Origin of the sequence: Streptomyces sp. NRRL WC-3618, assembly GCF_001280005.1 — a bacterium.
Lineage (GTDB): Bacteria > Actinomycetota > Actinomycetes > Streptomycetales > Streptomycetaceae > Streptomyces.
In genome coordinates, this window is the sequence record NZ_LGDW01000026.1 from 1 (window position 1) to 24,163 (window position 24,163).

At 72.1% G+C, this 24,163-nt stretch carries 15 protein-coding genes; 5 read left to right on the forward strand and 10 right to left on the reverse strand.

Annotation, left to right across the window (positions count from 1 at the left end; genetic code table 11):
- Window positions 1-153 precede the first annotated feature (153 nt).
- Complete coding sequence (locus ADL01_RS04265; RefSeq protein WP_107090800.1) at window positions 154-1,083, reverse strand: AurF N-oxygenase family protein; 930 nt, start codon at window positions 1,081-1,083, stop codon at window positions 154-156.
- 94 nt (window positions 1,084-1,177) lie between these two features.
- Between ADL01_RS04265 and ADL01_RS04270 the strand changes: the two genes are divergently transcribed.
- A complete protein-coding gene (locus ADL01_RS04270) occupies window positions 1,178-2,068 on the forward strand; it encodes a hypothetical protein (protein WP_053740522.1) in 891 nt (296 codons plus the stop codon).
- On the opposite strand, the gene ADL01_RS04275 is transcribed toward ADL01_RS04270, so the two are convergent.
- From ADL01_RS04275 to ADL01_RS04305, 7 genes are all read right to left on the reverse strand, one after another.
- Window positions 2,049-2,549 (reverse strand): DUF3291 domain-containing protein, encoded by a 501-nt coding sequence (locus ADL01_RS04275; RefSeq protein WP_053740523.1) that lies wholly within the window; start codon window positions 2,547-2,549, stop codon window positions 2,049-2,051. The genes ADL01_RS04270 and ADL01_RS04275 overlap by 20 nt on opposite strands.
- A 44-nt stretch (window positions 2,550-2,593) precedes the next feature.
- Window positions 2,594-4,051 carry a penicillin-binding transpeptidase domain-containing protein gene (locus tag ADL01_RS04280; protein ID WP_053740524.1) on the reverse strand — a complete coding sequence of 486 codons (1,458 nt, stop codon included), beginning with the start codon at window positions 4,049-4,051 and terminating at the stop codon, window positions 2,594-2,596.
- A 35-nt stretch (window positions 4,052-4,086) separates the two neighbouring features.
- On the reverse strand, window positions 4,087-5,505 hold the full coding sequence (locus ADL01_RS04285; protein ID WP_053740525.1) for an FtsW/RodA/SpoVE family cell cycle protein: 1,419 nt from the start codon (window positions 5,503-5,505) through the stop codon (window positions 4,087-4,089).
- A gap of 41 nt (window positions 5,506-5,546) precedes the next feature.
- A complete protein-coding gene (locus tag ADL01_RS04290; RefSeq protein WP_053740526.1) occupies window positions 5,547-6,275 on the reverse strand; it encodes an SH3 domain-containing protein in 729 nt (242 codons plus the stop codon).
- A 67-nt stretch (window positions 6,276-6,342) separates the two neighbouring features.
- Window positions 6,343-7,638 carry a sensor histidine kinase gene (locus ADL01_RS04295; RefSeq protein WP_053740527.1) on the reverse strand — a complete coding sequence of 432 codons (1,296 nt, stop codon included), beginning with the start codon at window positions 7,636-7,638 and terminating at the stop codon, window positions 6,343-6,345.
- Window positions 7,635-8,414 carry a hypothetical protein gene (locus tag ADL01_RS04300; RefSeq protein ID WP_053740528.1) on the reverse strand — a complete coding sequence of 260 codons (780 nt, stop codon included), beginning with the start codon at window positions 8,412-8,414 and terminating at the stop codon, window positions 7,635-7,637. The genes ADL01_RS04295 and ADL01_RS04300 overlap by 4 nt, the downstream gene beginning before the upstream one ends.
- Window positions 8,415-8,568: 154 nt before the next feature.
- On the reverse strand, window positions 8,569-9,075 hold the full coding sequence (locus tag ADL01_RS04305; protein WP_053740534.1) for a protein-tyrosine phosphatase family protein: 507 nt from the start codon (window positions 9,073-9,075) through the stop codon (window positions 8,569-8,571).
- 125 nt (window positions 9,076-9,200) lie between these two features.
- On the opposite strand from ADL01_RS04305, the gene ADL01_RS04310 reads away from it, so the two are divergent.
- A complete protein-coding gene (locus ADL01_RS04310; protein WP_053740529.1) occupies window positions 9,201-10,004 on the forward strand; it encodes a nuclease-related domain-containing protein in 804 nt (267 codons plus the stop codon).
- A gap of 43 nt (window positions 10,005-10,047) precedes the next feature.
- Here the strand turns inward: ADL01_RS04310 and ADL01_RS04315 are convergent, their stop codons facing one another.
- Together ADL01_RS04315 and ligD are read right to left on the reverse strand one after the other, a co-directional pair.
- Complete coding sequence (locus tag ADL01_RS04315) at window positions 10,048-10,587, reverse strand: GNAT family N-acetyltransferase (RefSeq protein WP_053740530.1); 540 nt, start codon at window positions 10,585-10,587, stop codon at window positions 10,048-10,050.
- 32 nt (window positions 10,588-10,619) lie between these two features.
- Window positions 10,620-11,492, reverse strand: coding sequence for a non-homologous end-joining DNA ligase (gene ligD, locus ADL01_RS04320; RefSeq protein WP_053740531.1), 873 nt, complete (start codon window positions 11,490-11,492; stop codon window positions 10,620-10,622).
- 56 nt (window positions 11,493-11,548) lie between these two features.
- Here ligD and ADL01_RS04325 point away from each other — a divergent pair, with 56 nt between their 5' ends.
- From ADL01_RS04325 to ADL01_RS04335, 3 genes are all read left to right on the forward strand, one after another.
- Entirely contained in the window at window positions 11,549-12,649 is a 1,101-nt protein-coding gene (locus ADL01_RS04325) for a Ku protein (protein ID WP_053740532.1), read from the forward strand.
- Between the two features lie 611 nt (window positions 12,650-13,260).
- Window positions 13,261-20,292 carry a type I polyketide synthase gene (locus tag ADL01_RS04330; protein WP_053740533.1) on the forward strand — a complete coding sequence of 2,344 codons (7,032 nt, stop codon included), beginning with the start codon at window positions 13,261-13,263 and terminating at the stop codon, window positions 20,290-20,292.
- Between the two features lie 5 nt (window positions 20,293-20,297).
- On the forward strand, window positions 20,298-24,163 hold a 3,866-nt coding region (locus ADL01_RS04335), incomplete at its 3' end, for a type I polyketide synthase (protein WP_234354492.1).

Consider the following 24,163-nt stretch of genomic DNA (forward strand, 5'->3'; position numbering starts at 1 on the left):
GTGTGCAGGGTAGTCGGGTGGGGGGGTGTGTACGGGTGCGGGTGCGTTGTGGCTGGTCGCGCCCACGCGGCGGAGCCGCATGTCGACACAGCCCCGGGCTTTTAGGGGCGCGGGGAACTGCGCGACCAGCCCCCACCGGGCTGCACTCCGAGGTCAAGCCAGCAGGCCCGACGACCTCCACAGCCGTCGGCCGACACCCCGTAGCACCCCGATGTCGTCCAGGAAGTCCGTCAGCTTTCGTGCGCCCGACTGCATCACCTCCCGCCGGTGCCCGCTCGCCCGTACCTGTGCCACCGCCTCCGCCTTGTCGAGCCCCACGTTCGCGTACACGTCGGGGTTGACGAAGGCGACCGAGAACACGCGGGCGAACTCGCCGGATGTGACGCGGGTGTACTCCTGCGACCACCTCGGCGCCGTCACCATCTGGCGGCGGAGTTCCTCCCGGGCGTAGCGGACATGGCGGGCCTCCTCCACCACATGGATCCGCGTGACGCCCCTGACCAGCGGTTGCACCCGCTCGTCCGGGAACGTCAGCCGCTGCATCCAGTCGAGGACCTCCTCGCCGAGCAGGGTCGCCGTGAACGAACCGGGCGTGGTGGACACCGTCTTGAAGAAGCGGCCCAGGTTCTGGTGCGCGCGGCTGACCGGGTAGTAGGGGGTGCCGCCACGGCTGATGAGGCGGGCGAACATCTTCGAGTGACGGCACTCGTCCTCGATCTCCGTCAGGGCGTATCGGACGTGCGCGCTCGTCGCCGCCTTGTCGTAGATGTGCCGTACGAGGAGCTGCATCAGGATGATCTCGAACCAGATGCCGAGCGAGGCGAGCGCCGCCGCCTCGTGCCGGGAGAGCAGGACGCGCTGCTCCTCGCTCATCCGTTTCCACATCGGGGTGCCGTACAGGGAGACCAGCTCGGGCGGCCAGAACCACTTGCCGTCCTCGAAGGGGGCGTCCCAGTCGAGTTCCCTGTCCGGGTCGAAGGAGTGCTTGGCGGAGGCGTCGAGCAGCCGCTCGGCCACCTGTTCCCGGTCCTTGAGCACGCCGAGGGCGTCGCGGAGTATCTCTGCTTCCGTCACTGTCGTCACATGCTTATGAGACCGCTTGTCAGCAAGCGGGTCAATCCCCTGGAACCAAGGCCTGTGGAGTCACCCGGGTGAAGTGGTGAAGTAGCGTGCTGTCGTGTCCACGACTCCGCCGCCCCAGCCGCCCGACAACCCCTACGGCCCGCCCCCGACTTCGGGACCCTACGGCCGGCAGCCGCCTGCGTCGCCGTACCAGGCCCCCCAGTCGGGCCCGTACCAGGCCTCGGGCCCGTACGGCGAGAATCCCTACGGCCAGCCGCCGCCCCCGTTCCCCTACGGGCAGCAGCAGCCCTACGGCGCCCCTGCCCCCGGCCCCGCGCCCTGGGGCGCCGCGCCTCCGCCGCCCAGGAAGAGCAGGGTCGGGCTGGTCCTCGGCATCGTCGGCGGTGTCGTCGTGCTGGCCGTGACGACGGTGGCCGGCCTCTACTGGTTCAGCGTGAAGTCCGACACCGGCTTTCCCGAGGCCGAGTACAAGCTGACGCTGCCGCAGAAGGTGCTCGACGAGAAGTACGAACTCGCTGAGGACCTCTCCAAAACCCAGGGCCAGAACATCGAGACCGAGGCCGACGGCGCCTGGGACGCCCGGGACACCAAGGCCGTGGTCGGTCAGTACAGCCTCGGCGGCAAGCAGGCCGCGGGCACGCTCGTGGTGTCCGGCATGTACGGACGGTTCAAGAACACCGACCTCGCCCGCGACAACATGATGAAGGGCGCGGCAGGCGGCGAGGGCGCCAAGCTCGCCGTCAAGCCCAGGGACTTCAAGCCCGCCGGCTCCGACATCACCGTCACCTGCGAGGTGCTCGTCCAGACCGAAGTCGCCACGGAGATCACCATCCCGGTCTGCGGCTGGGTGGACGGCAACACCGGTGCCTCGATCGCCGAGATCACCCCCGACTCGGTCACGAAGAAGCCCGCCGAGGTGGACCTGGCGGCGGCCGCCGAGACCGCCGTCAAGATCCGCGAGGAGATCAGGAAACCGATCGGCTGAGCGGTGCCGGCAGCGGGTCCGCGGGGCCCGGCGGGAACGACGTACGCAGGGTGAACGCGTACTCCGTCGGGCCGTGCGCACGCAGATGGAGGAGGCGGGTCTCCGCCTCCTTGACGGTCGGACGGTGTCCCGCCGGTACCCACCACAGCGTCGTGACCGCCTCCTCCAGCCGCTCGAAGAACTCCCGGCGGCGCGACAGCAACTCCCGGTGCTGCCCCTGGTACATGAACGCCGTGAGGGCGTCCGTGTCCCGCCACACCGACAGGTTGACCAGGGTCCACTCGTCGAACGCGCGCAGGTCGGTCGCGTCGCCCGTGTCGTCCTGCAGCCTCCAGACGAACCCGTCCGAGGCGTCGGCGACGGCGTTCACCGGGGCGAGGCCGTCGGCGAAGGGCTTCAACTCGGCGGAGTCCAGAGGGGCTTTGAGGCGGCCGATGTTGACCTGGGCGAGTTCGTACGCGGCTTCCGGAGATGGCGTCATGGCCGCACGGTAGGGCGGGGGCACGGGCCCCGCATCCCCTTTTCTCACTCGCCGAGCACCGCCTCCATCACCGCCCGCGCGATCGGCGCCGCCACCCCGCCGCCGCTGATGTCCGTACGGTCGGCGGACGCGTCCTCGACCACCACCGCGACGGCCACCGCCGGCTCGACGTCCCGTTCGCCCTGCGCCCACGAGACGAACCAGGCGTACGGCGTACCGGAGTTGCCGACACCGTGCTGGGCGGTGCCCGTCTTGCCGCCGACCGTGGCGCCGGGGATCGCCGCGTTCGTGCCGGTGCCCCGCTCCACGACGTCCCGCATCAGCTCGCGCATCCGTACGGCGGTCGACGGATGCATCGCCCGGAACCGGCTCCGTACGCCCGGTGTGGCAACTGTCGTACCGTTCGCGGTGGTTGTCCGCTCCACCAGGTAAGGGGAGGGCACCTGACCGCCGTTGGCGACCGCCGCCGAGACCATCGCCATCTGCAACGGCGTGGCCCGCGTGTTGTACTGGCCGATCGCGGACAGCGCCAACTGCGCCTTGTCGACGTGGCGGTCGAAGGTGCTGCGCGCGACCGAGAAGGGGACGCGCAGCCCCGGGTCGTTGAAGCCGAAGCCCGCCGCCGTGGCCGCCAGGTCGGTGACGCCGACGTCCACGCCCAGCTTGGCGAAGACCGTGTTGCACGACCAGGCGAACGCGGCCCGCAGCGAGGCGTCCGCGCACCCGTCGCCCTCGTTCGTCAGCGCCGTGGACGTACCGGGGAGGCGGTACGGGTCGGGGGAGCGGGTCGGCTCGTCCAGATCGGTGACCACCCCCGCGTCCAGCGCGGCCGCCGCCGTGACCACCTTGAACGTCGAACCCGGCGGATAGGTCTGCCGCACCGCCCGATTCAGCATCGGCTTGTCCGGATCGTCGTTGAGCCGCCGCCAACTCCGTTTCACCGTAGGTCTGTTGCCGGACAGCACCGCCGGGTCGTACGACGGTGAGGAGACCAGGGCCAGGATGCGTCCGGTCGACGGCTCCACGGCCGCGACCGCCCCCTTGCGTCCGGCGAGACCCTCATAGGCGGCCTCCTGGGCGGCCGGGTCGAGGGTGGTCACGACGTCGCCGCCGGGATTCCGTGCGCGCGTCACGTCGTTCCACAGGGGGAACGGGGTGAGGAGCGGATCGGTGCCCGACAGGATGCCGTCCTCCGCGTGCTCCAGGAACGTCGTGCCGTACACCTGGGAGGAGAAGCCGGTGACCGGGGCGTACAACGGGCCGTTCTTGTACGTCCGTTCGTAGCGGAGCTGCTCCCCGGTGTCCTTCGACCCGGTGACCGGCCGGCCGCCGACCAGGATGGCGCCGCGTGGCTGGCCGTAACGGGCGATCACCTGGCGGCGGTTGGCCGGGTTGTCGTCGTAGCGCTGGGCCTGGACGAGCTGGACGCGGGTGAGGTTGACGAGGAGGGCGAGGAGCAACAGGGCGCAGAAGACGGCCGCGTGCTTGATACAGCGGGTCATCTGCCGTGGTTTTCTTGCCCGTTCGGGCTGTCTCGTCATGGTGTGGGCGCCCTGTCGTCGTCCTGGGGCTGTCGGCGGGCCGAGTCGCTGATCCGGATCAGCAGCGCCACAATGATCCAGTTGGTGACGACGGACGAGCCCCCCTGTGCCAGGAAGGGCATCGCCATGCCGGTGAGCGGGATGAGCCCCGACACCCCGCCCGCGATGACGAACACCTGGAGCGCCACGATCGAGGCGAGGCCGACGGCGAGCAGCCGTCCGAAGGGGTCGCGCAGGCAGAGGCCGGCCCGGTAACCGCGCTCCACCAGCAGGGCGTACAGGATGACGATCGCGGAGAGGCCGGCCAGCCCGAGTTCCTCGCCCGCCGTCGCCAGGACGAAGTCGGACTTGGCGGCGAAGCCGATCAGGATCGAGTGGCCGAGGCCCAGACCGGTGCCGAACAGGCCGCCCGCCGCGAACGCGAACAGCGACTGGGAGAGCTGGTTGGGGCCCTGGCCTGCGTCGATCGTCGCGAAGGGGTGCAGCCAGTCCTCGACACGGCTGTGGACGTGCGGTTCGAGCGTCCCGACGGCGAACGCGCCCAGCGCGGCCAGCAGCAGGCCGACCGCGATCCAGCCGGTGCGGCCGGTGGCGACGTACAGGAGGACCACGAAGAGGCCGAAGAAGAGGAACGAGGTGCCGAGGTCGCGCTCCAGGACGAGCACACCGACGCTGAGCAGCCAGATCGCGACGATCGGGCCGAGCACCCGCCCGGTCGGAAGCTGGAGACGGCGCAGGCGCCAGATCTGGCGGCCGGTGTACGCGAGCGACCCCCGGTTGGCGGCCAGGTACGCGGCGAAGAACACCGCCAGCAGTACTTTCGCGAACTCGCCCGGCTGGAGGGAGAATCCGGCGATCCGGATCCAGATGCGGGCCCCGTTCACCGAGGGGAAGAAGATCGGGAGGGCGAGCAGGACGAGGGCGGCGGTCACACAGACGTACGCGTACCGCTGGAGGACACGGTGGTCGCGCAGCAGGACGACGACCACGATGAACAGCGCCACGCCGACCGTGGACCACACGAGTTGGACGGGAGCGGCGCGGTGCCCGGGTGTCTCCAGGTCGAGCCGGTGGATGAGGACCAGGCCGAGGCCGTTGAGCAGCACGCCGATGGGCAGCAGGAGCGGGTCGGCGCAGGGGGCGCGCCGGCGCACCGCGACATGCGCGAGGAGCGCGAGCACGCCGAGCCCGGCGCCGTAACCGGCGGCGCCGGGTGGGACGGTGCCGTTCTTCGCGAGGCCCACGTCGCAGTAGCCGTACACGCACAGCAGGACGGCGACGACGATGAGGGCCAGCTCGATGCCACGGCGCCGGGGGACTCGCGGGGCGGGAGCGGAGGGATCGGCGGGCTCCGAGAGCCAGGGCTTCGGGGATTCCTCGTACTGCGCCGCCACGGTGGTTCCGGGCTTCGTCATGTCCGGAATCTACCTAAAGCGGACGGAATATTGTGCGCAGGTCAGCAGAAGCGTGGTGCGGCGCCGATGTTGTTGATGTAGCGGGCGGCGCCCCAGGCCCAGGTGCCGTCCGTGAGGAGGTACCAGAGCGAGTTGCCGTCGACGTTCTCACCGGCGACCTTGCAGAAGATGTTGACGATGGCGCCCTGCGGAACGACCCGGATGATCGCGCTGCCACGGTTGGGCGCGCTGCGCAGCCGCAGTCCGCCGATGGCGGTGACGATGCCCTGGTATGGGCCGACGGTGCTGTTGGTGTTGTTGTGGTGCTGTCCCCAGTCGCTGTTGCCGCTCTGCTGCTGCTGGCTGTTGTTCTGCTGGTTCCAGCCGTTGCCGCTTTGATTGCTCTGGTTGCTCTGGTTGCTCTGGTTGCTCTGGTTGCTCTGGTTGCTCTGGTTCCAACTGGTGCCGGTCTGGTTGTTCTGGTTGCTCGGGTTCCAGCTGTTGCCGCTCTGGTTGTTCGAGTTGCTCGGCTGCTGCTGGCTGTTGCTCGGCTGCTGGTTCCAGCTGTTGCCGGTCTGGTTGCTCGGCTGCTGCGGCGGCTGCTGCTGGTTGTTGCTCGGCTGCGGCGGCGGCTGGTTGTTGCTCGGCCGCTGGTTCCAGCTGTTGCCGTTGTTCTGCTGGCCCCAGTCGTCGTCGGCGGCACTCGCGAGTGCCGGGGTGGCCGCGGCGACGGCGAGCGCGGTGGTGGCGGCGGCTATACCGAGGCGGGTCAGGGTGGTCCGCGGTGACATGTGGGCTCCTTTGTCCGGACAGAGCTGACTAACCGCCACGCTAGGAGTGCCTCGTGTAAGACGCCCGTCACGCTGGGCCGTTGGTGGCGAGCCCCGTTGATTCGGCCAGCGTGAGCGTCGCCAGAGCGCCGCCGCCCTCGCTCGTCGGCACGTTGGCGAAGGTCAGCCGGGCGCCCAGTACCTCCGCCTGGCCCAACGCGATCGTCAGCCCGAGCCCGTGTCCGGTCGCCCCGCCCTCCGTACGGAACCGCTGCGGCCCGTGCTCCACCAGGTACTCCGGATAGCCGTCACCGTGGTCCCGCACGCTCACCACCGGCCCGTCGACGGTCAGCGTCACCGGCGTACGACCGTGCAGGTGGGCGTTGACGACCAGATTCCCGAGCACCCGTTCGAGACGCCGCCGGTCGGTGTCGACGAGGGCGTCCCGGACGACGACGATCTCCGTGTCGGCTCCGGTGGTTCCCGGCGCTCGTACGTTCCGCACGACCCGTTCGGCGAGTATGCCGAGGGCCTCGGTGTCGACCTCCAGCCGCTCCTTGCCCGTGTCCAGCCGGGAGATCTCGAGCAGGTCCTCGGTGAGCGTACGCAGCGCGGCGACGCGGTCCCGGACCAGCTCGGTCGGGCGCCCGGGCGGCAGCAGTTCCGCCGCCGCGTGCAGTCCGGTGAGCGGAGTACGCAGCTCATGGGCCACGTCGGCGGTGAAGCGCTGCTCGCTGAGCAGTTTCCGTTGCAGCGAGGCCGCCATCGTGTCGAGGGCGGCGGCGACGGCGGCGACCTCGTCCGGCGGACGGCTCGGGTCCTGGGTACGGGCGTCGCCGACGCGGGCGTCCAGATCGCCGGCGCTGATCCGGCGGGCCACCTGGGCGGTCGCGTGCAGCCGGCGGGTCACACGGGTCACCGCGAACGCGCCGACCAGCAGCGTCGCGCCGATGGCGAGGCCCGACGACCACAGGATGGCCCGGTCGAGGCCCTCGATCGTCCGGGCGCTCTGCGAGTAATTGAGGGCCACGGCGAGGGCGTGCCCGCCGTTCGCCGGCCCGGCCGCCCACATCGTCGGCACCCCGTCGTGGTCGCTGACCATCGTGCCGCGCTCCCCGGCCGCCGCGAGCGCCCGCAGCGACTTCGGCAGCCCCTCCGGATCGATACCGGCGTGCGACCGGAGGGCGTCCCCGGCCTCGTACGCGGCCGTGGCCTCCACGAGCCGGGACAGGGCGCGGTCGCGGGCCTGGTCGACGGTCTGATTCGTCACCGAGACATGCACGAGGACGCCGAGCAGGGCGGCGAGGGCGCAGCACATCCCGGTGATGAACAGCGCGGCCTTGGCGGCGAGGGTCCTGGCCCATCCGGGCAGCGCGACCCTCACCGGGCGCGCGCCGAGGAGGAGGCGGACGAGGATGCGGACGAGGAGGCCGAGGGGGTCGCCGGGGCAGAGTGGGCGCGCTTCGGTTTGCCGGTCCGGAGGAACTCGTCGCTGGTGAGCAGCATCGCCTTCTGGTCGGCGTCCCAGGTCCACTGGGTGCGGTACTCGTACCCCGGGATCTGCGACGGCGAGCGGATTATCACGGCCCGGCCGGCCAGTTCCACGGCGGCCACCGCGTCGTCGTTCGCCATGATCTGCACCAACTTGTGCCGCCGGAAGGTGTACACGCGTACGGCCGTCCCGTTGCCCGGCAGCAGCCGGAAACCGAGGGCCATGTCGTCGCGGCCGTCACCGGTGAGGTCGCGGTAGTAGGCCTTGAGGACGGGGCAGGCGCCCGCACCGGAACCGCCGCTCTTCGGGCCGCACGCCGCCATCCGGGAGACCGTCCCGGCGTACGGGGGGCTGTCGGCGGTGTACAGGTCGGGATGCGCGGCGATCTCCGCCCGTACGACGGCCACCGGGTCGACCTTGTGGATGTCGTCGCCTGGCGCGGTGATGCCCTTCACGGTCTCGGTCTCGGCCTCGCCGTAGTCCCAGGCGGGGCTGGAGGCGGCCGGCAGGTCGGGCCAGAGCCGGGCGGGGCTGACGGCGGTGGCGGTCGGCCCGGCGCCGCGCAGCCCACCGGCGTCGCCGCAGCCGGAGGTGAGGGCGGCGAGGGCCAGAGTGGTCAGGGCGGCCAGGGAGACGGAAGCGGCGCGGGAGATGCGGCTGGGAGTCACTGGGTTCCTGCTCCTGGCCGGGGGACGTGGTGGGCGACAACCGGTCGGTCGCCCCGTAATTCACACCTTATTCGCAGGGCGGACACGGTTGCCGCGTGGGTTGCTCCGATCGACCCGGCTGCTCCGCCCGGCCCGGCCGCTGCGCCCGTTCCGCCTATTCGGCCAGTTCCTCCAGCAGCCGGGCCGTGGACAGGCCCGTGCGCAGATACTCGACGAACAGGTCGTTGTGCAGGGCCCACGGGGAGCGGCGGGACCTGATCAGACGTATCGCCTCGTCGACGGTGTGCCCGTCCCGGACGAGGGCGTGCGCGACGACCAGCCCCGAACGGTTGTACCCGCTGTAACACCGGACGAGCACGGTGCGCCCGTCCTCCTGCGCGGCGCACGCGGCCTCGGCGAGCCGGATCACGCCGGCCAGCTGGGTCCCGTCCAGCGGCCCGTCCGGGATGGCCCACACATGGTGCTCGACACCGGGATCCGGCCCGTACCCGGGCAGTTTCAGAAGGGTCATGACCAGGTCGAACTCATCGTGCACGACGGCGAGTTCAAGTTCCCCGGGGTGCCTGGCGAACTCGTGTCCGCCCATCCACAGCCCGGGCACGATCTCGCTCCACGGCTCGCCCGGTGCCGGTACGTCGGGCTGCTTCCTGCGGGTCCGCAACTTCGCCGCCTCCCCCACTCGGGCACCCAACTCCGCCCTCAACTCCCTACAAAGGTAACCGGGTTCTTGCCGTCGCAGCACCCCGCCTGTTCCCATGGGCGTGCGGGGGAATGGGGTGAGGGTGGATGAGCGGACTGCGCGTCGTACCGGCCTGGCGCCAGGGTCACGAACGGCTGTACGTGTGCCTGACGGACGGGCGGAGCGTCGCCTGGTACGACAGGGAGGCGTCCCGGGTCAACCTGCTGAGCGACGACCTCCGAGGGGACGTACTGGAGGCCCTGGCCCCGTTCCTGACGGGCCCCGTGGCGGTGGGCCCGCCCCCGGTCCCGACCCCGGCGGAACTGGCCCGCCTCTCCCTCCACCCCGACGACGACCTGGCCCCCAACCGCCCCGGCGAGGCCCTTCAGATCGCCCTGGACCGCGACCCGGCCCCGCCCCACCGCCTCCGCCCGGACCCCCGACGACGCGCCCTGACGGCGGAACAGACGGTGGGTGACGCGCTGGAGGCGCTGGAGGGCGGGGGGTGGCACACCCTGCACTCGCTCCCGCTTCCCGGCGGCGACCGGATCCACCACCTGGTGATCGGCCCGGGAGGGCTGTACGCGGTGTACACCCTGTACGCCCGCAAGCAGCGGGTCGTGGTGACCGACCCGATGGTGACCCTGGGCCGCCGCGCCCCCCGCCCACTGCTCCGCAGGATCCGCTCGGACGCACACCGCGCCTCACACGCCCTGACGGCGGAGGTCCACCCCGTCCTGACCCTGACGGACCCCGCCGACCTGAAGGTGACGGTCCCCCCGAGAGAGGTCAGGATTTTCCGGGACACGGACCTGCCGGGGCTGGCGCAACTGGGGGGCGTGCTGAAACCGGCGGATGTGGAGGCGCTGCATGCGGTGGCTCGGGATCGGGGGACCTGTGGGCGGGTTTAGGGGGCGTGGTCGGGGGGAGCGAGCTGTAGCACGGGCCGTGCGCTCAAGCGAGCGGTGCCACCGTGGGCCGTAGGCCGAGCCACTGTTCGGCGTCCCAGGCCTGGAACCGTTCTATCTCCGTGAACCCCAGCTTGGCCGCCAGGCGCATCGAGGCGGCGTTGGCGGTCTGAGTGGTGAGCACCACCGGCTCGCCGGGAAGGGCGCCGTCGAACCAGTCGAGTGCCGCCGCGCACGCTTCCGCGGCGTACCCGAATCCCCACGCCCGCGGCAGGAAGAGGTAGCCGAGATCGGCCTTGCCCGTGGCAGCCGGACGGCGGTGCTCCGTTGCTCTCCTGAGCAGGATCTGGCCGATCATCGCCCCGTCGAGATCGACGACGAAGCTCCCGGGCCACCGCTCGGGCGTCCCGGGCATCTCTCGCTCGAGGTCGGCACGCGGACGGGGGCCGCCGAGGTAGGTGTGCACCTCCGGTGACGCCAGCAGCTCGATGAACGCCGCACGGTCCTGGGCCTCGGGCGCGCGGAGCACCAGCCTCTCGGTCCTGATCGGCTCAGGCGGCCAGGCGACGGGCCCCAGATCTGACATGCGCGCAGGCTAACAGCCCGAGATCCGCGTGCTCATGGTGGCTGCGGTGGCACCAGCGGCGACAGCAGGTCCCCGTACGTATCCAGTCGGCCCTCGATGTCCCCCGCTCCGAACATGAGTTGCCCCGGCTTCGTGCACCCCGCCACCTCCTCCCACGTCACCGGCGTCGACACCGTCGGCTCCCTGCGGGCCCTCAGGGTGTACGGCGTCGCCGTCGTTTTCCGGGCCGCGTTCTGGCTGTAGTCGACGAAGACCTTGCCGGGGCGCAGGCTGCGGGTCATGCGGTGGACGACCAGGTGGGGGAGGGCGCGTTCCGCCTCGACCGCCAGTTCCTTCGCGTACGCCGTGATCTCGCCGGACGGGGTCAGGGCCGCCGGCGCTGCCAGGAGGTGCAGGCCCTTCGAGCCCGACGTCTTCGCGTACGCCTCGATCCCGTCCGCCGCCAGTCGTTCCCGTAGCCAGAGCGCCACCTCGCAGCACTCGACGATCGTGGCCGGGTGACCGGGGTCCAGGTCCATCACCAGGCGGTCGGCCTCGCCGGGGGCGTCGATCAGCCACTGGGGGGTATGGAACTCCGTGACCAGGTTCGCCGCCCACATCAGCGAGGGCAGGTCCTGGATCAGCACCATGCGTGCCGGGCCCTCCGAGCGCGGAACGTGCGCTGTCGTGACCCAGTCGGGCGTACCCGGTGGCACGTTCTTGGTGAAGAAGAGCTGGCCGTCGGGGCCGTCCGGGTAGCGGAGGAAGGAGACCGGGCGGTCGCGCAGGTGGGGGAGGAGGGCGTCCGCGGTGGTGGCGTAGTAGTGGAGCAGCTCGCCCTTGGTGAAGCCGGTCGCCGGGTGGATCACCTTCTCCAGGTTGGAGAGAGCCACCCTTCGCCCCTCCACCTCCGTGATCGGCGTCATACGATGAGAATCCCACGAAAGTGGGGCAAAGCCACCTCCGAAGGAAGGTTCACCTCGTGCGATCCATATGGAACGGCGCCATCTCCTTCGGGCTGGTCAGCATCCCGATCAAGCTCGTGAACGCCACCGAGAGCCACTCGATCTCCTTCCGGCAGATCCACGTCGAGGACGGCGGGCGCATCCGCTATCGCAAGGTCTGCGAGGTGGAGGACCGCGAGGTGCGGGGGGACGAGATCGGCAAGGCGTACGAGGGTGCCGACGGCGCGATGATCCCGATCACCGACGACGATCTGGCGTCGCTGCCCCTGCCCACCGCCAAGACCATCGAGATCGTCGCCTTCGTGCCCGGCGACCGTATTGATCCGCTCCAGATGGACACCGCCTATTACCTCTCCGCGAACGGGGTTCCGGCCGCCAAGCCCTACACCCTGCTGCGCGAGGCGCTCAAGCGCAGCCAGAAGGTCGCCATCGCCAAGTTCGCGCTCCGGGGGCGGGAGCGGCTCGGCATGTTGCGGGTCGTCGACGACGTCATCGCCATGCACGGGCTGCTCTGGCCCGACGAGATCCGCGACACGGAGGGTGTCGCGCCGGACGCGAGCGTCACCGTGAGGGACCAGGAACTCGATCTCGCCGACGCCCTCATGGCCACCCTCGGCGAGGTCGACCTCGCCGACCTCCACGACGACTACCGCGAAGCCGTGGAGGAGCTCATCGCCGCGAAGGCCTCCGGCGAGGAGGCGCCGCACGCCCCGGCTCCGAGCGGTGGCGGCAAGGTGCTGGATCTGATGGCCGCGCTGGAGAAGAGCGTGCGGGAGGCCAAGGAATCGCGCGGCGAGGAGGTCGCGGAGGGTACGGAGGAGGAGGGAGGGGAAGGGGAGGTGCAGTCCCTGCGTGAGCGCCGTACGGCTTCCAAGGCGGCGCCCCGGGCCACTTCCCGGGCGACCTCCCGGGCCACGCCCAAGGCCGAGGCCGGGAAGAAGTCGACCTCCACCGCGAAGAAGGCTGCCACCAAGAAGGCCCCCGCCGCCAGGAAGTCGACCGGCACCGCCAAGAAGACGGCGAGCAAGACCAGTACGGCCAAGACCACCACGACCAAGGCCAGTACGGCGAAGAAGACCGCGGCCAAGAAGACCGCCGCCCGTAAGCGTTCGGCGTGACCGTTCATCGGACCGAGGTCCCGCCCGACAGTCGCTGGGCCCTCGCCCTTCGGCCCTCGCCCTTCGGCCCTCAAGGCGTGCCCCTCGCGCCCCCGTGCGCGTTCTGTCGCGTCCTGCCCCTTGTCCTGTCGCGGAAGGTCACGTGAAAGTAGGGGTCTGTCGTCGGTGAGTCTCTGAGTCACCCGGCGGGCGCCTTTGGCGTTGCCGAAGGGTGTCCTACGCATGGCCCGATTCATGTCCTACGCATGGCCCGATTCGGCCGCCGCGACGCGGACATGAAGAATTTACAAGGTTTACTTCCCTCGCCAGTGGTGTTTCCGGGGCGTGAGGCCGAAGTGAATTCAACCGGGTATCCGACAGCTCCCTGACGCCAGGAGGCGTACCGCCGGGTCTGCGGTGACGTCGAAACTGATTGGAATTGGGCGGTTTTTCGGGACTTGGGGTGGTCGGGCGGCGCTGGCCGAATGGAATCGGCCGCTTAGGGAATATTCCGCGCCATGTTGACTCGTGAGTAATGTCGGCGCTAGCTTCCCGTTGGTTTCGCCTTGAGGTGAAGTACGTCTGCGCCACAAACCCCCACCGTGCAATTTCACCGAATATTTCGGAGAATCATGACGTCTGCCGTGCGCGCCGTTGACATGATCGTTGGAGTCACCCCTTTCGGCGAGCCCGACGCCCGGCTCGCCGCCGCCGTCAGTCGGGCGGGCGGCCTCGGGGTACTGGACCTGGGCCTCGGCGACCGAAGAGCGAGAGACGCGCTGGCGAGAATGCGCCGCCTCGCCGCCCAGGCGCCCGCCTCCGCCACGGCCCCCGGATTCCGCTACGGCGTACGCATCGGCCCGCACTGCCGGCTCACCCCCGCTGACCTGGGCGGCGACGACGGCCCCGGCACCGTGATCCTCGCCCCCGATGCCGCCGACGCCTTCCGGCCGGTCGCCGAGATCGCCGCCCGGCACCGCGTCCTCGTCGAGGTCACCGACCTGGCGGACGCCCTCGCCGCCGTCCACGCCGGTGCGCACGGGCTGATCGCCCGGGGCAGCGACGGCGGCGGCCGGATCGGCGAGCTCAGCACCTTCGTCCTGCTGCAACGGCTCCTCGCCGAACCCGGCATCGACCTCCCCGTCTGGGCACGCGGCGGCATCGGCCCCCGTACGGCCGTCGCCGCCGTCGCCGGGGGAGCGGCGGGCGTCGTCCTCGACAGCCAACTCGCCCTGCTCGCCGAGTCGTCGCTGCCGGAGGCGACGGCTGCCGCGCTGCGCTCGATGGACGGCTCGGAGACCGTCGTCGTGGCCGGTCACCGCGTACTGCACCGGCGCGGCCCCGACGCCCCGCCCGTCCCGGCCGCTGATCCGGCGGCGGTCGCGGCGCTGCTCGGCGCCCAGGACCCGCGCACCCAACTCCTCCCGGTCGGCCAGGACGGTTTCCTCGCCGCCCGTTTCGCCGACCGCTGGGGCGACACCGCCCGCACGGTCCGCGCCCTCACCGAAGCGGTGCGGGATGTCGTAGGAGATGTCGTACGGGGTGACGGTGCCGTACGCGCGTTGCGTGCCGGGTCCCCGATGAGCCGGGCCCTGGGTACCCAACTGCCCATCGCCCAGGGGCCGATGACCCGCGTCAGCGACCAGGCGCGGTTCGCCGCCGCCGTCGCCGAGGGCGGCGCCCTGCCGTTCGTCGCGCTGGCCCTCGCCACCGGCGAGCAGACCCGGACCATGCTGGCCGAGACCCGGGAAGCCGTCGGAGACGTCCGGCCCTGGGGGGTCGGCGTCCTCGGGTTCGCACCCGAGGAGCTGCGAAACGCCCAGCTCGAAGCCGTACGGGAGTTGCGGCCCACGCACGCCATCATCGCGGGCGGCCGGCCCGCCCAGGCCGAGGCGCTGGAGCGGGCCGGGATCAGCACCTTCCTGCACGTGCCCTCGCCGGGCCTGCTGAAGCAGTTCCTGGAAGCGGGGGCCCGCCGGTTCGTGTTCGAGGGGTCCGAGTGCGGCGGCCATGTCGGACCGCGCGGCAGCTTTCCGCTTTGGGAAGCCCAACTCGCCGTCATCGAGGACTACTTGGCCGGGGCCCCGGACAGTGACGCCGAGGGCGTCGAGGTGTTCTTCGCGGGCGGCGTTCACGACGAGCGGTCGGCCGCGATGGTCGCCGCCCTCGCCGCTCCGCTGACCGCGCGCGGTGCGTCCGTCGGCGTACTGATGGGCACCGCCTATCTGTTCACCGAGGAGGCCGTGGCCTGCGGAGCGGTCCAGCCGCTCTTCCAGCGCCAGGTCGTCGACGCGACCAGTACCGCGCTGCTGGAGACCGCCCCCGGTCACGCCACCCGGTGCGTGCCCAGTCCGTTCAGCGACAACTACCGTGACCTCGAAGCGAAGTTGAGGGCGAGCGGGGTGCCCGAGCGGCGGATCTGGGAGGAACTGGAGCGGCTCAACGTCGGGCGGCTGCGGATCGCCAGCAAGGGCATCGAACGGGATACCGAGGGCGAGTTGGCGGCCGTGGACGAGCAACGGCAGCTCACCGAGGGCATGTTCATGGCCGGAGAAGTGGCCGTGCTGCGCTCGGCGGTCACGACCGTCGGCGCGCTGCACCACTCCGTGGCGGAAGGCGCCGCCGACTTCCTCACCGGGCGGGCGGCAGAGCTGCGGGAGCCGCTCGGTGTGCGTCCGCCCGAAGAGGCCCCGGCGCCCGCACCCCTCGACGTCGCCGTGGTGGGCATGGCCTGCATGTTCCCGGACGCGCCCGACCTCGCCGCCTTCTGGGCGAACGTCCTCGGCGGTCACGACGCCGTGGCGGAGGTGCCGGCCGACCGCTGGGACCCCTCCGTGCACTACTCGGCCGAGGACGGGGACGGGGGCGTCACGCCCTCCAAGTGGGGCGGCTTCCTGCCCCGCATCCCCTTCGACCCGCTGTCGTACGGCATTCCGCCCACCTCGCTCGGCAGCATCGAGCCCGTCCAGCTGCTGGCGCTCGAAGCCGCCCGGCGGGCCCTGACGCACGCCGGATACGGGGAGCGGGGGCGGGAGTTCGACCGCTCGCGCACCTCGGTCGTCTTCGGCGCGGAGGCGGGCAGCGACCTGTCCAACGCGGGCACGCTGCGGGCCGTGCTGCCTTCCTACTACGGCAAGGTGCCGGACGGGCTCGTCGATCAGCTGCCCAGGCTCACCGAGGACTCCTTCCCCGGCATGCTCTCCAACGTCATCTCCGGCCGGATCGCCAACCGGCTCGACCTCGGCGGTGCCAACTACACGGTCGACGCCGCGTGCGCCTCGTCCCTGGCCGCCGTCGACGTGGCCTGCAAGGAACTGGTGGGCGGGACCAGCGACGTCGTGCTGTGCGGCGGCGCCGACCTGCACAACGGCATCAACGACTACGTCCTCTTCTCCTCCGTGCACGCGCTGTCCCCGACCGGGCGTTCCCGCGCCTTCGACAGCTCGGCGGACGGGATAGCGCTGGGGGAGGGCGTCGCGTGTGTCGTGCTGAAGCGGCTGGCGGACGCCGAGCGCGACGGCGACCGGATCTACGGGGTCATCAAGGGAGTCGGCAGCTCCAGTGACGGGCGCTCCCTCGGACTGACGGCTCCCCGGCCCGAGGGGCAGCGGGCCGCGCTGCAACGGGCGTACCGCAACGCCGGGGTGTCGCCCGCCGAGGTCGGGCTCGTGGAGGCGCACGGCACGGGAACCGTGGTTGGTGACCGTACCGAACTGACCATCCTGGGCGAGGTGTTCAGCGAGGCCGGGGCCAAGCCGGGGGGTGTCGCCCTCGGTTCGGTCAAGTCGCAGATCGGCCACACCAAGTGCGCCGCCGGCCTGGCCGGACTCATCAAGACCGTCCTCGCCCTGCACACCGGGGTCAAGCCGCCCACTCTCCACGTCAGCGAGCCCAACTCCGCCTGGGAGGCAGGCAGCAGCCCGTTCGTGTTCCACGGACAGGCGCGGCCCTGGGCGACACCGGCGCACGAACGCGTCGCGGGCGTCAGCGCGTTCGGCTTCGGCGGCACCAACTTCCATGTGGTGCTGGAGGCCTACGCCGACTCCGCCCCGCCTGCGCACACACTGGACGCCTGGCCCGCCGAACTGTTCACCTTCCGGGCCGCCGATCCGGCAGGGGCCCGGCGCGCCGTCGAGGATGTGCTGAAGCCGGCCCAGGACGAGCAGTCCTCCTGGCGGCTGCGTGATCTCGCGCTCGCTGCCTCCCGCCGCTCCGACGCCCGGCACGAACCCGTGCAGATCGCGGTCGTGGCGACGGACCCGGCGGAACTCGTCGGGCAGTTGCGGCGGGCGCTGGCGGGTGAGCACGATCCGCGGGCCGGCATCCACCTCGCACGGAACCAGCAGGAGACCCCGGGCCAGGTCGCCTTCCTCTTCCCCGGGCAGGGCAGCCAGCGGACCGGCATGCTCGCCGACGTGTTCGTCGCACTCCCCGAACTCCAGTACTACCTGGAACTGGGCCGCGACCACGCCGACGTCCTCTACCCGCCCACCCCCTTCGACGACACCACCCGCGACCGCCAGCACGCCGCCCTCACCGACACCCGGGTCGCCCAGCCCGCCCTGGGCATCGCGGGTCTCGCCGCGCACGCCCTGCTCACCACGGCGGGCGTACGCCCGGACATGGCCGCCGGGCACAGCTACGGCGAACTCGTCGCCCTCAGCGCGGCCGGCGCCCTCGACCCGGAAACCCTCCTCGCGCTGAGCGCCCAGCGCGCGACCGCGATCCTCTCGGCCGCCGGTGACGCGGGCGACGACCCGGGCACCATGGCGGCGGTGTCGGCGGGCGCCGAGGACGTCACGGCCGCCCTGCGCGCCGCCGAAGCGCCCGCCTCCGTCGTCGTCGCCAATCACAACTCGCCCAAGCAGACGGTCATTTCGGGGCCGACGGAGGCGGTCGACGAGGCCGTACGGTTGCTGCGCGCCGCCGGACTGGGCGCGAAGCGCATCCCCGTCGCCTGCGCCTTCCACAGCCCGCTGGTCGCCGGGGCCGGCGAACGCTTCGCCGCCGTGCTGGCCCAACAGCCCCTGCGCGCACCCGAGTTCACGGTGTGGTCCAACCGTACGGCCGCCCCGTACGGCGCCGACGCGGACGCGGTGCGTGCCGAACTCGCCGCCCAGATCGGCGCCCCGGTCGCCTTCGTCGCCCAGATCGAGGCGATGTACGAGGCGGGCGCCCGCATCTTCGTCGAGGCCGGGCCAGGGTCCGTACTGACCCGTCTGGTCGGCCAGATCCTCGGCGACCGCCCCCACCGCACCGTCGCCTGCGAACCGCGTCCCGACAGCGGACTGCGCGGCTGGCTGGACGCGCTGGCCCAACTGGCCGTCGCGGGACAGCCGGTGCGCACCGGATGGCTCTTCCACGGGCGCGACGCCGTCGACGCGATGCGCACCAAGGCACCCAAGCGCCCCGGCTGGACGGTCGACGGCCACCTGGTCCGCACCGCCGCCGGCGAACTCCTCCCCGGTGCCCTCGCACCGGCCCGACGCGTAGTGGAGACGACGACAGTGACCGCGAATCACCAGGACGCCACCCCGGGCGCTCACGGCAGGGACGCGCTGATCTCCGAGTTCCTGCGCACCAGCCGCGAGATGGTCGCCGCCCAACGGGACGTACTCCTCACGTACTTCGGCGCGACACCGGGCCAGTGGACACCCGCGCCCGCAGCCCCGGAGCCCCTGGGGGCGGCAGAGTCCCAGTTCCAGCAGGCCGCGCAGCTGCCCGCCCCCACGTACCCGCCCGCGCTCTACGCCGTACCCGCGCCTGTCCCCGCCCCGGCCGCCGTCGTGGGGTTCACGGAGGCGGATGTGCTGGGGGTGGTGCTGGAGATCATCAGTGAGCGGACCGGGTATCCGGTGGACATGATCGAGCCGGATCTTGATCTGGAGGCCGATCTGAGTATCGACTCGATCAAGCGGGCTGAGATTGCTGGTGAGTTGGCGCAGCGGCTCGGGGTCGGGGGTGGTGGTGACCTCACCGTGCTTGCCGACGCCGAGCTGGAGGAGCTCGCCAAGGCCCGTACGGCGGCCTCGGTGACGGCATGGCTGGCGGCGCGGCTCGTAGGGCCGGCCGAAGCCGAGGAAGCGTCGGCTCCGCCGCAGGCACCGCGACCGGCAGCGGCCGGTGAGGCCGAGGCGCCCCCGGAGGTCATCGGCGAGGCACCGAAGCGCTTCCAGTTGCGGCCCGTCCTGCTGGAGCAGCAGGACGGGAACGTGACCGGGACCGGCGACCCCGCCGCCGTCCTGGCTGGGAAGCGGTTCGTGGTCCTCGGCGACGACGACGCGGGGGAGGTTGCCCGCGAGGTGGTGGCGAGGCTCGCCGGGCACGGCGCCGACGCGGTGGTCCTGGGGCCCGAGCACCTGCTGACGGAGGCGGACGGACCAGTCGACGGAGTGCTGTACCTCGACCCGCTGGCCGCCTCCCGGCCGCCGGTGCTGCCCGACGCGTTCCCCGTCCTCAAGGCGGCCCTCGGACTCGGCCCGCGCCAGCTGTTCGCCGTACGAGTGACTGCGGAAGGCGCCCCGGACGGCGCCGAGTTGAGGTCTGCCGGTCTGCACGGGCTCTTCCGGACCGTGGCCCGGGAGTACCCGGAGACGGACGCGCGGATCATTGACCTCACCCTCCCTGAGACCGGTGCCGCCGCTGTCGCCGACGCGCTGCTCGGCGAGCTGCTCGCCCCCGACCGCACCCCGGTCGTCCTGCGAACCGCCGCCGGGCGCCACGGACTTGAGCTGGTCGAAACCCCCCTCGGCGCCCTCGGAACCACCGGCGCGGGACCCGCCGGGGACGGTGCCGCCGAGGCCGCCGCCCTCGGACTGGACCGGGACAGTGTGGTGCTGCTGGTCGGCGGGGCGCGGGGCATCACCGCGAAGTTCGCCGCCGCACTGGCATCCGCCTCCCGTTGCCGGATCGAACTGCTCGGCCGGACACCCGCACCGGACGGCCCGGAGGACGCGGCCACGGCAACCGCCCGTACCCGGACCGAACTCCGCGCCGCCCTCGCCGCCCGGGGCGGGCTCACCCCCGCCGCGATCAGCCGCGAGGCCGAACTCCTGCTCGCTCAACGGGAGATCACCGCCACCCTCGCCGAACTCGAAGCCCTGGGCAGCCCGGCCCGCTACCACTCCGTCGACTTCAGGGCACAGGACGCGGCGCTCCAGGCCGTGAAGGAGATCCACGCCGAACACGGCCGCCTCGACGGGGTCGTCTACGCGGCCGGGGTGATCGAGGACCGGCTGATCGCCGAGAAGACCACCGAGTCCTTCCAGCGTGTCTACGGGACGAAGACCACCGGCGCCGAAACACTGCTCGCGGCGCTGGAGCAGCTCCCCAACCCCCCTGCTTTCGCGGTCCTGTTCGGCAGCATCTCCGCCGTCCTCGGCAACCGGGGCCAGGTCGACTACGCCGCCGCCAACGACGCGCTCCAGACCCTCGGCGCCGCCTGGGCGGCCCGGTCCGGCCAGCGGGCCCTGACCGTGCACTGGGGGCCATGGGCGCCGACCGGCGGCCACACCGGCATGGTGACCCCCGAACTCGGGCGCGAGTACGCCCGCCGTGGGGTCAGGCTCATCGACCCCGAGGAGGGCACGGCCGCGTTGCTGCGCGAACTGGCCTGGGGCGAGGAGTCGGCAGGCGCCGTCGTCTACACCTCGTCGGGCTGGTAAGCGACATGACGGATCGTCACGCAACGGCCGTGCCGGTGGCCATCGTCGGCATGTCGGTGCTGCTGCCCGGCGCCCCCGGCCTCGACGCCTACTGGCAGAACCTGCTCGCCGGCACGGACGCCATCACCGAGGTGCCGGACGGGCGTTGGGACGCGGACGCCTACTACCGGCCGGACTCCGCCGGTGACCGTGCCGTCGCCGACCAGGTGTACTGCCGGCGCGGAGGGTTCGTGGACGCACTGGCGGAGGTGGAGGTGACCCGGTTCGGGATCATGCCGAACTCCGTCTCCGGCACCGAACCCGACCAGCTCATCGCCCTCAACGTGGCCGCCGCCGCCCTCGCCGACGCGGGCGGCGACGACCACCTCCCCGACCGCCACCGCATCGGCGTGGTCCTCGGCCGGGGCGGCTACCTCACCCCCGGACTCGTCCGGCTCGACCAGCGGGTCCGTACAGCGAGCCAACTCGTCCGAACGCTGGGCGAGTTGCTGCCGGACCTTGATCCCGGCCAACTCGACCGCGTCCGTACGGCGTTCACGGACCGCCTCGGCCCCGACAGCCCCGAGTCGGCGATCGGACTCGTCCCCAACCTTGCCGCCTCCCGGGTCGCCAACCGGCTCGACCTGCGCGGACCCGCGTACACCGTGGACGCGGCCTGTGCCTCCTCGCTGGTCGCCGTGGACCAGGCGGTGAACGAACTCGCGTCCGGGCGCTGCGACCTGATGCTGGCCGGCGGAGTCCACCACTGCCACGACATCACCCTGTGGAGCGTCTTCTCGCAGCTGCGCGCCCTCTCGCCCAGCCAGCGCATCCGCCCCTTCCACCGGGGCGCCGACGGCATCCTGATCGGTGAGGGCACCGGCGTCGTCGTCCTCAAGCGCCTCGCCGACGCCGAGCGCGACGGCGACCGGATCTACGCCGTCATCCGGGGCACCGGCGTGGCCAGCGACGGCCGCGCCGCCGGTCTCGTCAACCCCGACCCCGGCGGCCAGACCCACGCCGTACGCCAGGCCTGGCAAGCCGCCGGTCTCGACCCCGCCCAGCCCGGTTCCCTCGGCCTCCTGGAGGCCCACGGCACGGCGACCCCCGCCGGTGACGCCGCCGAACTCGCGACGCTGGCCGAGGTGTTCGGGCCCAGGGAAAGCGGCGACGCGGATGGCGGTGGCCCGGCGGTGATCGGCTCCGTGAAGTCGATGATCGGGCACACCATGCCCGCCGCCGGGGTCGCGGGCCTGGTCAAGGCCGCCCTCGCCGTCCACCACGGCATGCTCCTGCCCACCCTCCACTGCGACGACCCGCACCCGGCCCTCGCGGCCACCCGCTTCCGCCCGCTGGACAAGGCGGCGCCCTGGGAGACAACGGCCGAGCAGCCGGTACGTCGGGCGGCGGTCAACGCGTTCGGGTTCGGCGGGATCAACGCGCATGTGGTGATCGAGGAGGCGCCGGGAGCGCGTACGGGGAAGGCAGCGCGTAGGGGGAAGGCGGCGCGTATGGGGGCGGCGTCCCCGGCGCCGACGGTCACCGTTGTCGAGCCCGAGCGCGTCCTGCTGCTCGCCGCCGACACCCCCGAGAGCCTCGCCGCCCTCCTGGACGCCGACGACACGGCCGTACTCGCCGCCGGTCTCGACGCCACCCGTACGCATCAGCGGGCCGGGCGTACCCGGCTCGGCATCGTCGACCCGACCGCGAAGCGGCTCACCCTGGCCCGCCGGACGGTCGCCAAGGGTCGTACGTGGCACGGCCGTAGCGACGTCTGGTACCGCCCCGGGCCTCTACAGGCGGGCGCGGCCCACGAGTTGGGTGGCCTGGCCTTCGTCTTCCCCGGACTCGAAGGCGACTTCGAGCCCCGCGTCGACGACATCGCCGCCCACTTCGGTCTGGACGGTGTCCTCCCGGCCGGAGAACGGGCCGAGGTCGGGGACGTGGGCCGGCACGGATTCGGGGTCGTCGGGGTCGGGCTGCTCCTCGACCGGGCGCTGCGCCGCATGGGCGTCGTCCCCGACGCGGTCGCCGGGCACAGCGTCGGCGAATGGACGGCGATGACGGCCGCCGGACTGTACGACCAGGACGAGGTCGGCGCCTTCATGGCTACCTTCGACCCCGACACGGTGAGTGTGCCGGGGCTGGCGTTCGGGGCGCTCGGCGCGCCCGCCGAACGGGTGCTCGCGGCGCTCGCCGAGGAGGGCTGGGGGGACGCCGGCATCGTGCTCTCGCACGACAACGCGCCCGGCCAGTCGATGGTGTGCGGCCCGCAAGAGGCGGTCGAGGAGTTCGTCCGGGCGTTCCGTGCCCGGGGGGTGCTCAGCCAGGTGCTGCCCTTCCAGTCCGGCTTCCACACACCGATGCTGGCGCCCTACCTGGCCCCGATCGAGCAGGCCGCGCACCGCTTCCGGCTCCGGCCGCCGACGGTTCCGGTCTGGTCGGGGACCACGGCGGCACCCTTCCCGGCGGGCGAGTCGGCGGTGCGTGAACTGTTCGTACGGCATCTGCTGGAACCGGTGCGTTTCCGGCAACTCGTCGAGGCGATGTACGCGGCCGGACACCGGACCTTCGTCCAGGTCGGCACCGGCCAGCTCGGCTCCCTCATCGGCGACACGCTGGCGGGCCGCGATCATCTGGTCGTCGCCGCCAACTCCCCGCACCGCGACGGGTTGGCGCAACTCCGGCGCGTGGCAACGGCGTTGTGGACGACAGGGAGGGAGACGGCACCCGCACTGCCGTCGCCCGCCCTCGGCAACCCCACCGGCGGGCCCACTCCCCACACCGCCGGTCCCTCCGACCGCTCCACGGACCCGGCCCACGCAACGGCCTCCGTGCGGGGGGACCGGCCTTCCAACCGCCCACCGGTCCGCCTCGACCTGGGCGGCGCCCTCATATCCCTCGACGAACCGACGCTCACCCGACTGCGGGCGGACCTGAGTCTGGGGCGGGGTCTGGCGGGGGGTGCGGCCACTGGGGCGCCGGGGACGGCGTCTCCGGCGTCGGTGCCGAGTCAACGGGACCAATCCGCAGGGTTGTCGGGAGTCACCGGGGCGCCCGTTTCTGGGGGTCTGCCCGGCGGGGGAGGCCCCTCGCCGGTGACCGCTCCGGCGGCCGTCTCGGCGCAACGGGGAGGTGCCGCAGGGGTGTTGGGTGCCACCGAGGCTCCCGGTCCGGTGGGGCTGCCGGGTGTCGGCGACCCCTCGGCGGTGGCCGCTCGGGCGGCGGTCTCGACCCAACGGGGCGCTCTTGACGGGGCGTTGGGTGCCATGGAAACTCCATATGCCCCCGGGCTGACCTCGTCCCTGGACGCCCTCGCCAGCCGTTTCCCCGCCGCCGCCGAACTCGGCGCCCTGCTGCGGGAGACGGCGGACGCCGCAGCCGAGCTGATCGGCGCGGGCCACCGTCGTCCGGGTTCGGCCGCGGCCTATGCGGGCGACGCCACGCAGGGTCCGGGCGGCCCCACCGGGAGCACCGGATTGCCCGCCCCGACCCGCCACACGCCCACCGGGCTGGACCGACGGCCCGCAGCGACGCCCGCCGGTGTCTCCTCCCAGCCCACACGACACGCGTCCGTGCCACCGACCGGGGCCTCCCGCCAGGCTTCCGTGCCGCCCACGAATGCATTCCCCCAGGTCGCACCCCCACCTGCCGGGGCTTCACGCCAGCCGGGGGCCACCCCACCACCCCCCTGGCGCACCACCGTCCACGTATCCCCCGACACCATGCCGTACCTCCTCGACCACTGCTTCTTCCCGCAGCGTCCAGGCTGGCCGGACGTGTCCGACCGATGGCCGGTGGTCCCGGCGACGACGATCGTGCAGCACATGGTCGAAGCCGCCGAGCAAGCGGCGGAGCGGACGGCCCCGCATCACCACCGCCACCCCTACCC

Coding starts and splice junctions, on each gene's coding strand:
- ligD (WP_053740531.1), bottom strand. CDS start 11,492: ATGACGCCGATCACGGAGGTGGAGGGGCGAAGGGTGGCTCTCTCCAAC.
- ADL01_RS04285 (WP_053740525.1), bottom strand. CDS start 5,505: ATGACGAAGCCCGGAACCACCGTGGCGGCGCAGTACGAGGAATCCCCG.
- ADL01_RS04290 (WP_053740526.1), bottom strand. CDS start 6,275: ATGTCACCGCGGACCACCCTGACCCGCCTCGGTATAGCCGCCGCCACC.
- ADL01_RS04310 (WP_053740529.1), top strand. CDS start 9,201: ATGAGCGGACTGCGCGTCGTACCGGCCTGGCGCCAGGGTCACGAACGG.
- ADL01_RS04275 (WP_053740523.1), bottom strand. CDS start 2,549: ATGACGCCATCTCCGGAAGCCGCGTACGAACTCGCCCAGGTCAACATC.
- ADL01_RS04280 (WP_053740524.1), bottom strand. CDS start 4,051: ATGACCCGCTGTATCAAGCACGCGGCCGTCTTCTGCGCCCTGTTGCTC.
- ADL01_RS04330 (WP_053740533.1), top strand. CDS start 13,261: ATGACGTCTGCCGTGCGCGCCGTTGACATGATCGTTGGAGTCACCCCT.
- ADL01_RS04315 (WP_053740530.1), bottom strand. CDS start 10,587: ATGTCAGATCTGGGGCCCGTCGCCTGGCCGCCTGAGCCGATCAGGACC.